At 68.7% G+C, this 10,813-nt stretch carries 10 protein-coding genes; 6 read left to right on the top strand and 4 right to left on the bottom strand.

What is annotated here, in order from left to right; translation table 11 throughout:
* Together G3N96_RS35290 and G3N96_RS35285 are read left to right on the top strand one after the other, a co-directional pair.
* On the top strand, positions 1 to 528 hold a 528-nt coding region (locus G3N96_RS35290), incomplete at its 5' end, for a chemotaxis protein CheB (protein WP_277399473.1).
* A 67-nt stretch (positions 529 to 595) separates the two neighbouring features.
* The gene (locus G3N96_RS35285) at positions 596 to 1,663 is read left to right on the top strand and encodes a diguanylate cyclase (RefSeq protein ID WP_206140059.1); all 1,068 of its coding nucleotides are present in this window, start codon (positions 596 to 598) and stop codon (positions 1,661 to 1,663) included.
* 19 nt (positions 1,664 to 1,682) lie between these two features.
* Here G3N96_RS35285 and G3N96_RS35280 read toward each other — a convergent pair whose 3' ends face one another.
* Together G3N96_RS35280 and G3N96_RS39490 are read right to left on the bottom strand one after the other, a co-directional pair.
* A complete protein-coding gene (locus tag G3N96_RS35280; RefSeq protein WP_206140058.1) occupies positions 1,683 to 3,932 on the bottom strand; it encodes an EAL domain-containing protein in 2,250 nt (749 codons plus the stop codon).
* Between the two features lie 336 nt (positions 3,933 to 4,268).
* The gene (locus G3N96_RS39490) at positions 4,269 to 4,589 is read right to left on the bottom strand and encodes a hypothetical protein (RefSeq protein ID WP_241022972.1); all 321 of its coding nucleotides are present in this window, start codon (positions 4,587 to 4,589) and stop codon (positions 4,269 to 4,271) included.
* Positions 4,590 to 4,620: 31 nt separating this feature from the next.
* Between G3N96_RS39490 and G3N96_RS35270 the strand changes: the two genes are divergently transcribed.
* Positions 4,621 to 5,343, top strand: coding sequence for a haloacid dehalogenase type II (locus tag G3N96_RS35270; RefSeq protein WP_089497281.1), 723 nt, complete (start codon positions 4,621 to 4,623; stop codon positions 5,341 to 5,343).
* A gap of 320 nt (positions 5,344 to 5,663) precedes the next feature.
* Here the strand turns inward: G3N96_RS35270 and G3N96_RS35265 are convergent, their stop codons facing one another.
* The gene (locus tag G3N96_RS35265; RefSeq protein ID WP_206140057.1) at positions 5,664 to 6,470 is read right to left on the bottom strand and encodes a uracil permease; all 807 of its coding nucleotides are present in this window, start codon (positions 6,468 to 6,470) and stop codon (positions 5,664 to 5,666) included.
* A 115-nt stretch (positions 6,471 to 6,585) separates the two neighbouring features.
* Positions 6,586 to 7,545, bottom strand: a complete 960-nt coding sequence (locus tag G3N96_RS35260) for a LysR family transcriptional regulator (RefSeq protein ID WP_089497283.1) — start codon at positions 7,543 to 7,545, stop codon at positions 6,586 to 6,588.
* Positions 7,546 to 7,702: 157 nt separating this feature from the next.
* On the opposite strand from G3N96_RS35260, the gene G3N96_RS35255 reads away from it, so the two are divergent.
* From G3N96_RS35255 to G3N96_RS35245, 3 genes are all read left to right on the top strand, one after another.
* The gene (locus G3N96_RS35255) at positions 7,703 to 9,022 is read left to right on the top strand and encodes an MFS transporter (RefSeq protein ID WP_206140056.1); all 1,320 of its coding nucleotides are present in this window, start codon (positions 7,703 to 7,705) and stop codon (positions 9,020 to 9,022) included.
* A gap of 111 nt (positions 9,023 to 9,133) precedes the next feature.
* Entirely contained in the window at positions 9,134 to 10,660 is a 1,527-nt protein-coding gene (locus G3N96_RS35250; RefSeq protein WP_206140055.1) for a CoA-acylating methylmalonate-semialdehyde dehydrogenase, read from the top strand.
* A 16-nt stretch (positions 10,661 to 10,676) separates the two neighbouring features.
* On the top strand, positions 10,677 to 10,813 hold a 137-nt coding region (locus G3N96_RS35245), incomplete at its 3' end, for an NAD(P)-binding domain-containing protein (RefSeq protein ID WP_206140060.1).

Genomic DNA, 10,813 nt, shown 5'->3' with positions numbered 1-10,813 from the left:
GGCCCCGGCGCGCTCGCGTCCGTCCTCGGCGGCCTGCCGGCCGATTTCAGCGCGCCGATCGTGATCGTCCAGCACGTCGACCGCGCGTTCGCCGAAGGCATGGCGCAATGGCTCGACGGCCAGACGCCGCTCGCCGTGCGCGTCGCGCGCGAAGGCGACCGCCCGCAGCCGGGCGTCGCGCTGCTCGCCGCGACCGACGACCACCTGCGCATCACCCGCGCCGGCACGCTCGAATACACGCGCGAGCCGGCCGCCACGCCGTATCGCCCGTCGGTCGACGTGTTCTTCAACAGCCTGACCGAGCACTGGCCCGGCCGCGTGATCGGCGTGCTGCTCACCGGGATGGGCCGCGACGGCGCGATCGGCCTGAAGGCGCTGCGGATGAAGGGCTACCATACGATCGCCCAGGACGAGGCGACGAGCGCCGTGTACGGCATGCCGAAAGCGGCCGCGACACTCGGCGCGGCGCGCGCGATCCTGCCGCTCGGGCGCATCGCGGGCGAGCTGGCGGCGCTCGCGAGAATCTGAGCCCGACGATGAACACGCGCAACACCCATGCCGGCCCCCGCAACAACCGCAACAACCCGCATCGACCATGACCATTGACCTGACTCGCCCGCCGGGCGGCCCCTACACGCCGCCCGTCGACGTGCCGGCGATGGTGCTGCTGGTCGATGACCAGACGATCGTCGCGGAAGCCGTGCGGCGCGCGCTCGTCGACGAGGAAGGCATCGATTTCCACTACTGCCCGCGTTCGGACGACGCGATGGCCACCGCGATCGAGACGCGGCCGACCGTGATCCTGCAGGACCTCGTGATGCCCGGCACCGACGGGCTGAGCCTCGTGAAGGCGTACCGCGCGAATCCGGCGACGCGCGACGTGCCGATCATCGTGCTGTCGACGCAGGAAGAGCCCGTGATCAAGAGCGCCGCGTTCGCGGCCGGCGCGAACGACTACCTCGTGAAGCTGCCCGACCGCATCGAGCTCGTCGCACGCGTGCGCTACCACTCGCGCTCGTACATGAACCTGCTGCAGCGCGACGAGGCCTACCGCGCGCTGCGGCAATCGCAGCAGCAGTTGCTCGAAGCCAATCTCGAGCTGCGGCGCCTCACGCATTCCGACGGCCTGACCGGGCTGTCGAACCGGCGCTATCTCGACGAGTACCTCGCCGCGGAATGGCGGCGCGGCACGCGCGAGCGCAGCGAGCTGTCGCTGCTGATGATCGACGTCGACAACTTCAAGCTGTACAACGACACGTACGGCCACGTGTCGGGCGACAGTGTGCTCAAGCAGATCGCGTCGACCATCGAGCGCTGCCTCGGCCAGTCGGGCGATCTCGCCGCGCGTTTCGGCGGCGAGGAATTCGCGGTCGTGATGCCGGCCACGTCGCCGGGCGCCGCGCGGCTGCTCGGCGAGAAGATCCGCCTCGCGGTCGAGGCGCTGCGGCTGCGGCACGCGCATTCGTCGACGGGCGACACCGTGACGATCAGCATCGGCGGCGCGACCATCGTGCCGATGCCCGGCCTGCCGACGACGCTGCTGATCGAAGCGGCCGACCGCGCGCTCTATCGCGCGAAGCATGAAGGCAAGAACCGCGTCGAGATCGATGCGACGCCGACGACGCCGGTCCCCGGCGGGTTCGGCGCCCCGCGCGTCGACTGAGCGCCGAACGCGTGCCCGCTCACATCGCGCCGAGCCGGCGCGCGTAGTCGCCCGGGTCCAGCGGGCGGCTGAACAGATAGCCCTGCTGCATGTCGCAGCCGATCTGCTGCAGGAACCACGATTGCGCCTGCGTCTCGACCCCTTCGGCCGTGACCTTCATCCCGAGCGAATGCGCCATCGCGACCACCGCCTGCGTGATCGCCACCGAGTCGTGATGATCGGGCACGCCCGACACGAACGAGCGGTCGACCTTCAGGTTGTGCAGCGGAAAGCGCTTCAGGTACGCGAGCGATGAATAGCCGGTGCCGAAATCGTCGACCGAGATCCGCACGTTCATGTCCGTGAGCGCCTCGAGCATCGGCAGCACGGTGTCCGTGTCGTTCATCAGCAGTCCTTCGGTAATCTCGAGTTCGAGCGCAGACGGATCGAGCCGCGTCTGCGCGAGGCAGCGACCGACCGATTCGACGAGGCCTTCGTGGAACTGCCGCGGCGACAGGTTGACGGCCAGCATCAGGTCGGGCGCGATCGTGCGGCGCCATTCGGCCGCCTGCCGGCACGCGGTTTCGAGCACCCACTGGCCGATCGCGACGATCAACCCCGTATCTTCCGCGACCGGAATGAACTCCGCCGGCGACATCGGCCCGAGCTCGGGGCTCGTCCAGCGCAAGAGCGCCTCGGCGCCGACCGTGCGGCCGCTGCGCGCGTCGACGACGGGCTGATACGCGAGCCGCAGCATGTCCGACGACAGTGCGCGCCGCAGCGACTGCTCGATCGCGAAGCGGCGCTGCAGCCGCAGGTTGAGCTGCGCGGTGAAGAACGTGAAGTGGTTGCGGCCGCGCTGCTTCGCGTCGTACATCGCCGAATCGGCATTGCGCATCAGCGTGACGGCATCGTCGCCGTCGCGCGGCGCGACGCTGATCCCGATCGACACGCCGAGCCAGTATTCGTTGTTCGCGATCGCGAACGGCTTCGCGATCGCGTCGATCACCTCGCGCGCGAGCACCGCGAGCCGGTCGGGATCGTCGCAGTCGTCGACGAGGATCACGAACTCGTCGCCGCCGACCCGCGTCAGCGCGTACTGGCCGCCGCCGCAGGCCGCGAGCCGCGCGGCCACGCTGCGCAGCAGCGCGTCGCCCGCGTCGTGGCCGGCCGTGTCGTTGACCTTCTTGAAACCGACGAGATCGATGAACAGGATCGCGACGCGCGCGGGCACGCCCGCCGCATCGTGTCCGCCGAACAGCTCGCGCATGCGGTCGCCGAGCCAGCGGCGGTTGTAGAGGCCCGTCAGCGCATCGCGCGTCGCCAGGTAGCGCAGTTGCTGCTGCGCTTCGCGCACGGGGCCGATGTCGTTGAACGACACGAGCACCGAATCGGCCTGCTGCTCGCCCGGCCTCACGATCGGCACCGCGTTGCCGCGCACCCAGATGATGTCGCCGTCAGCCAGGCCGAAGCCGACCGTGTAGTCGAGCATCGGCGTGGCCGTCTCGAGCGCGCGCCGGCTCGGCCAGTCGTCGGGCGCGATCGGCGTGCCGTCCTCGTGCAGCTTGCGCAGGATCACCGTCGACAGGCGGCGGCCGACGAGGTCGCCCTTCACGCGCATCATCCGGTTCGCACTCGGGTTGCTCGCGACCACGACGCCGTCGCGCGACACCACGAGGATCCCTTCGTTCAGGCTGTTGACCACGAGCCGGTGATGTTCCTCGCTGCGCGCGAGCTGTCGCGCGATCCGGTCCTGGTGCACCGCGAGGCCGACGCTGTTGCCGATGTCGCGCAACAGTTCGGTTTCCTCGTCGCCCGGCCGGCGCGGCGTGCGGTAATAGACGGCGAACGCGCCGAGCACGACGCCCGCTTCGTCGAGGAACGGCACCGACCAGCACGCGCGCAAGCCCAGCGGCAATGCGACGGCCCGGTAGTCGGCCCACAGGGGATCGGTTTCGATGTCTTCGACGACGACCATCCGGCGCAGGTACATCGCCGTGCCGCACGAGCCGGCGGCAGGCCCGATCGACGCGCCTTCGATCGCCGTGCTGTACCGCCCGGGCAGCGATGGCGCGGCGCCGACGTGCACGTGCACGCCGTCGGTGTCGAGCAGCAGGATCGTGCACGACGCGCCGTCGCCGAGCAACGCCTCGGCGCGCCGGCAGACTTCGACGAGCAGCTCCGGCAGCGGTGTATTGCGCGTGATCAGCCTCAGCACGCTTTGCTCGGACGCGAGCACTTCCGCAGCGAGCCCGAGACTGTAACGAGAACTTTGCGGTTCGGTATTCAAGATGAATCCTGCCGTCTGTCCGATCGGGTCTGATGCGCCCGATTCGTTTTCGATCCTTCGTGCCGTTTTTCGCCCCGGGTTTACGCCGATGCCCGGTGCGCCCCGTATTGCCCGCGGTGCCAACGCGCGCCGAAATACATTTAACACCAATCCGTGACAAGCCGGGGGTCCGTGCGCATCAGGGGTTACGCGCGGTCGGCACGGCGGTTGCAGCCGGCAGTCAGCTCGCCGAAAGACTCGCGCACGGCGTGACGGCCCGGCGCAACGCCGCGCGTGGTGCGCGGTGCGCATGCAAACCGTTCGTCAGCTTGTGGCGGCGCCCGGCTCCGTTCGCCTTCATGGCACCGCGCCGGATTCCGTGCGCGTCACGGCCTTCAAGGCATCGATCGCGGCCGCGACCGACACGCCCGCGGGCGCGCGCCCCGCCAGTTCGAATGCGCGGGCCGACTGCACGAACCGCCATGGCAACCGCTCGGCGCCCACCCGATCGGTTGGCCATGACACCGATTCCGTCTGTCGGGCGGCGACGACGGGCCTGCGTCCGCGAACTCGACGAGCAGGCCGCACGACCTCGCCGTCGGCCAAACCGCGTTTCCGTATCCGTGATTCAATGACGATCGAACCGGCGTCGCGCAGTCGGGCGGCACGGCGATTCACCACCTCATCGATCGACCCTCACGGGATCACCATGACGAACCCTGCCGAAATCAAGGCGCTCGTTTTCGATGTCTTCGGAACGATCGTCGACTGGAGAAGCGGCGTCGCACGCGGCGCCGCCGCGTTCCTCGACCGCCATGCCCCCGCGCTCGACCCGCTCGAATTCGCCGATGCGTGGCGGGCCGAATATTCGCCGTCGATGGAAGAAATCCGCAGCGGCCGCCGCCGCTACGTGCGCCTCGACGTCCTGCACCGCGAGAACCTGGTGCGCACGCTCGACCGCTACGGGATCGACGACGTGCCCGACGCCGACATCGACGCGCTCAACCTCGCGTGGCACAGCCTCGACCCGTGGCCCGACGCCGTCGCGGCGCTGCAACGGCTGAAGCGGCGCTTCATCATCGCGCCGCTGTCGAACGGCAACATCCGGCTGATGGTCGACGTCGCGAAACGTGCGGGGCTGCCGTGGGATGCGATTCTCGGTGCGGAGGTCGTCCGCGCGTACAAGCCGTCGCCGCAGGTGTATAGCGATACGGTCGAGATTCTCGGCGTCGAACCGGCCGAGCTGTGCCTGGTCGCCGCGCACAACGGCGATCTCGCGGCCGCGCGCCGGCAGGGGCTGTCGACCGCGTTCGTGCTGCGGCCGACCGAACACGGGCCCGGCCAGACGACCGACCTGAAAGCCGATGATGCGTGGGACTTCGACGTCAGGGATCTGAACGAACTCGCGGACCGGCTCGAGTGCCCGGGTTGAAAACCGGGTTCCGGTGCGCGGTCGCGGGGTGGCCGGCGGCTCGTCGAGCACGAGTATCCGCTGGTCGATCGTGCCGCGATCGGTCGTGCACTGCCGTGTGTCGCCGACGGCCGGCACGCCTTCCGGCACGCGGCAACTGACCGGCTTCGGCACGCCGAGGCGGAACAGCAACGGCCGCGTGTCGTCCATCCGGGCATGGAGAAAATGCGGCCAGACAGGCTCGGGCCGGCAATCGAACGTCCACTGGGAATGAATTTCCGCGACCGTCTCCTGGCGGCTGTCGGTGCGGCAATGATGGCACGACCGCGCCGCCATCTCCGTTACTTCACGACCGCGCGCCAGGCCGTTCGCGCGTAGATCAGCAGCAACGGCAGCAGCGCGAGCGCGAACAGCAGGCTGAGCGCCAGCACCCACACCGGCCAATCTTCCGGATTCCCTCGCGCCCAGTAGCGATAAGGCACGCTCAGGAACCCGATTTCCATCAGCAGCGCGCCGAGCGGCACGAGCCCGTTGACCACCGCCGCCACGCCGAAGCGGGCCGCGCGGTCGATGTTCCGGCCGGCGCCGTACGCCGCGATCAGGTAAATGAAGTACCCGATCATCGCGACCATCACCGCGCCGCCGGCCAGCAGGCCGATGCTGCGCACGCTGCGTTCGTGCCATTGATCCGCACCGGGCGGCAACACGACATCGATCCGCTCGCCGATTTCCGGCGCGCCGCCGGAACGGACGTTGCCCGGCATCACCACGCGCTTGCCGTCGGGCAGCGCGGCTTCCAGCATCGACGTGTATTTCAGGCACTGATACCGTTCGGTCCGCCCGTCGCTGTCGCGGCGCTCGCAGGTATCCCACTCGGACGTGTAGGACACGACGGTCGCCTCGTATTTCGGCGAGACGGCCAGCACGTAGAACTCGTCGCCGATCCAGTACGCGAACGGGAAGAACAGCGACACCAGGCAAAAGCACACGAGCCACCAGAATGCGACCGCGCCGCGATTCGGCGCCCCCTTCGCACCGCGCCGGGCGCCGGACTGGCGGCGCACCATGCGCGACGCGAGCCAATAAGCGGCCACGGCAAAGACCGCCACACACACCACGAAGACCTTGCCCGCATGCGTCAATGCCATCTGTCTCGCCCCCGGTTCCCCGATTCTTCAATGCTTCGCTTGCCGGCAGGTTCGCCGCCGGGCCGTGTTCACGCCATGAACCGCACGGCCGCCTTCGCCGCGGCCACGTCGCGCGCTATTCCGGCTCGCCGACGAACCTCAGCTTCCCCGACTCCCCCGACAGCAGCGCGCGATTCGCGTCCGCCGCCGCGCGCAGGTAATCCCACAGCGCGGTCACGCGCCGCAGCTTGCGCAGATCCTCGCGGCAGGTCAGCCAGAAGCACCGCGTGACGACCACGTCGTCCGGCAGCACCGGCACCAGCGCCGGCTGCGTGGCCGCCATGAAACACGGCAGGATCGCCAGCCCGCCGCCCTGCAGCGCCGCGAAATACTGCGCGATCACGCTCGTCGTGCGCAGCCCGGCCGTCGCGCCCGGCACCGCGCGGTCCAGGTACAGCAGCTCGTTGCTGAACGCGAGATCGTCGACGTAACTGATGAACGCGTGCCGCGCGAGATCGTCGGTGCAGGTGATCGGATCATGGTTCGCGAGATAGTCGCGCGTCGCATAGAGCCGCAACTGGTAGTCGCACAGCTTGGTGACCACGTAAGGCCCGCGCTCGGGCCGCTCGAGCGTGATCGCGAGGTCGGCCTCGCGCTTCGGCAGGTTGACGAAATGCGGCACCGGCAGCAGGTCGACCGTCACGTGCGGATGCTCGGCACGAAACTGCGCGAGCTGCGGCGCGAGGAAAAAGCAGCCGAACCCTTCCGTCGACCCGATCCGCACATGGCCCGACAGCGCCTCGCCCGTATTCGCGACCTGGTCGCACGCGGACTGCACGGTCGTCTCCATCGCGTCCGCATACGCGACGAGCCGCTGCCCTTCGGCCGTCAGCGTGAAGCCGCCGGAGCGCGACTTGTCGAACAGCAGCGTGCCCATCGCGGCCTCGAGCGCGCGAATGCGCCGCGCGACGGTGGTGTAGTCGACGCCCAGCCGCTTCGCGGCGCCGCTCGCGCGCTGCGTGCGCGCGACTTCGAGGAAAAAGCGCAGGTCGTCCCAGTTCAGGTTGCCGGAAACCGGCTCGGTGGCAGTGCGCATCGATGAGGAAAAAAGGGGCTGGAGTCTCGGGCCCGGCTGTCGATATGCATAAATGCACATCCAACCGGTTTCTTTATCGGTACATGATGAATCTGCGCATAACTATACTCGACCGTGACCTGCGGACCACGAGCCGCGGCACCACCACGGAGACACCATGCAGACCCGATCCACCCTCGATGAGCATGCGACAGTCGCGGCGCCGGCGCCCGCGCGCACCGCGAAGCACTACCTGCTGGCCGGCTGGGCCAGCATGGCCGGCACCACGATCGAGTGGTACGACTTCTTCCTCTACGGCACGGCCGCCGCCCTCGTCTTCAACCGCATCTTCTTCCCGTCGCTGGACCCGGTCGTCGGCACGCTCGCCGCGTTCGGCACGTTCGCGGTCGGCTTCATCGGCCGGCCGATGGGCGGCATCGTGTTCGGCCACTTCGGCGACCGCATCGGCCGCAAGTCGATGCTGATGATCACGCTGCTGCTGATGGGCGTGCCGAGCATGATCATCGGGCTGATCCCGTCGTACGACCGCATCGGCTACTGGGCCGCCGCGCTCTTGATCGCGATGCGCTTCCTGCAGGGGATGGCCGTCGGCGGCGAATGGGGCGGCGCGGTGCTGATGGCCGTCGAGCACGCGCCGAAGGGCCGCAAGGGGCTGTTCGGCAGCCTGCCGCAGACGGGCGTCGGGCTCGGCCTGATCCTGTCGTCGGTCGCGATGGCCGCGGTGGCCGCGCTGCCGGAAGCCGACATGCTGTCGTGGGGCTGGCGCGTGCCGTTCCTCGCGAGCATCGCGCTCGTCGGGCTCGGCTGGTTCATCCGTGCAAAAGTGCCCGAATCGCCCGACTTCGAGAAGATGCAGCGCCTGGGCAAGGCCGAGAAATCGCCGGTGACGGCCGCGCTGCGCCGCCATCCGCGCGAGGTGCTGACAATCGTCGGCGCGCGCGCCGCCGAGAACACCTGGTTCTACATGGTCGTCACGTTCGCGCTCGCTTACGCGACGCAGCAGCTGCACCTGCCGAAGGCCGAGATGCTGCACGCGATCACGGCCGGCGCGGCGCTGTCGCTCGTCACGATGCCGCTGTGCGGCCACCTGAGCGACCGCATCGGCCAGCGCCGGCTGTTCGCGATCGGCCTCGTGCTGATGTGCGCGTTCGCCGCGCCGTTCTTCATGATGCTCGGCACACAGCAGGTGTCGTACGCGTGGTGGGCGATCGTGCTCGGCCTCGGTGTCGTGTTCCCGATCCTCTATGCGCCGGAATCGCTGCTGTTCGCGCAGCAGTTCCCCGCGGAAATCCGCTACAGCGGCATCTCGCTGTCGGTGCAGCTGGCCGGCGTGATCGGCGGCGGCTTCGCGCCGATGATCGCGACGTCGCTGCTGAAAGTCGGCGGCGGACAACCGCATTACGTGATCGCGTACCTCGTCGGCTTCGGCGTATTCGCGCTCGCGTGTACCGCTTTGATGCGCCCGGCACGCGCCTGACCCGCCGGCCTGCCTTCGATCGATTTCAGTTCCGCCTGCTGCCCGCCGCGCATCCACGCGCGGCGCAAGCAGACACCCATTTCATCGTCACACCGCTTTACGGAGACATCCATGAACGCCGCAGTTCCCCAGACCACCCTCGCCCTGCCCACCGCCAAGCTGCTGATCGACGGCGCGTTCGTCGAATCGCGAAGCGCCGAATGGGGCGACATCGTCAACCCGGCGACGCAGGAAGTGATCGGCCGCGTGCCGTTTGCGACGCTCGACGAGGTCGATGCCGCGATCGCATCCGCGCAGCGCGCGTTCCAGACCTGGAAGACGACGCCGATCGGCGCGCGGCTGCGCATCATGCTGAAGTTCCAGGATCTCGTGCGCCGCAATCTCGAACGGATCGCGCACACGCTGACAGCCGAGCAAGGCAAGACGCTGCCCGACGCGCAGGGCGACATCTTCCGCGGCCTCGAAGTGGTCGAGCACGCGTGCTCGATCGGCACGCTGCAGCAGGGCGAATTCGCGGAGAACGTCGCGGGCGGCGTCGACACCTACACGCTGCGCCAGCCGATCGGCGTGTGCGCGGGCATCACGCCATTCAACTTCCCCGGCATGATCCCGCTGTGGATGTTCCCGATGGCGATCGTGTGCGGCAACACGTTCGTGCTGAAGCCGTCGGAGCAGGATCCGCTGTCGACGATGCAGCTCGTCGAGCTCGCGATCGAGGCCGGCGTGCCGCAGGGCGTGCTGAACGTCGTGCACGGCGGCAAGACGGTGGTCGACCGTCTCTGCACGCATCCGGACATCAAGGCGATCTCGTTCGTCGGCTCGACGCGCGTCGGCACGCACGTGTACAACCTCGGCAGCCAGCACGGCAAGCGCGTGCAGTCGATGATGGGCGCGAAGAACCACGCGGTCGTGCTGCCCGATGCGCACCGCGAGCAGTCGATCAACGCGCTCGTCGGCGCGGGCTTCGGCGCGGCCGGCCAGCGCTGCATGGCGACGTCGGTCGTCGTGCTGGTCGGCAAGGCACGCGACTGGCTGCCGGAGCTCGTCGAGAAGGCGAAGGCGCTGAAGGTCAATGCGGGCGCGGAAGCCGGCACGGACGTCGGGCCGGTCGTGTCGAAGGCGGCGAAGGAACGCATCCTGTCGCTGATCGACGAAGGCGTAAAGGCCGGCGCGAAACTCGAACTCGACGGCCGCGACGTGAAGGTGCCCGGCTACGAGCAGGGCAACTTCGTCGGCCCGACGATCTTTTCGGGCGTGACGACCGACATGTCGATCTACACGGAAGAAATCTTCGGGCCGGTGGTGGTCGTGCTCGAAGCCGACACGCTCGACGAAGCGATCGCGCTCGTCAACCGCAACCCGATGGGCAACGGCGTGGGCCTGTTCACGCAGAGCGGCGCGGCCGCACGCAAGTTCCAGAGCGAGATCGACATCGGCCAGGTCGGCATCAACATCCCGATCCCCGTGCCGGTGCCCTACTTCAGCTTCACCGGTTCGCGCGGCTCGAAGCTCGGCGATCTCGGCCCGTACGGCAAGCAGGTCGTGCAGTTCTATACGCAGACGAAGACGGTCACCGCGCGCTGGTTCGACGACGACGCGACGGCCGGCGGCGTGAACACGACGATCGCGCTGCGCTGACCCCGGGAGCCTGCATATGGAAATCGCATTCATCGGACTCGGCAACATGGGCGGCCCGATGGCCGCCAACCTGCTGAAAGCCGGCCACGCGCTGACGGTGTTCGACCTCGACGCACACGCGGTCGACGTCGCGGTGCGCGCCGGCGCGACGGA

The organism is Burkholderia sp. Se-20373 (genome assembly GCF_017104705.1).
Classification (GTDB): Bacteria; Pseudomonadota; Gammaproteobacteria; order Burkholderiales; family Burkholderiaceae; genus Burkholderia.
The sequence above is the reverse complement of the archived record's forward strand: the minus strand, read 5'-3'. Positions and strand labels throughout refer to the sequence as shown.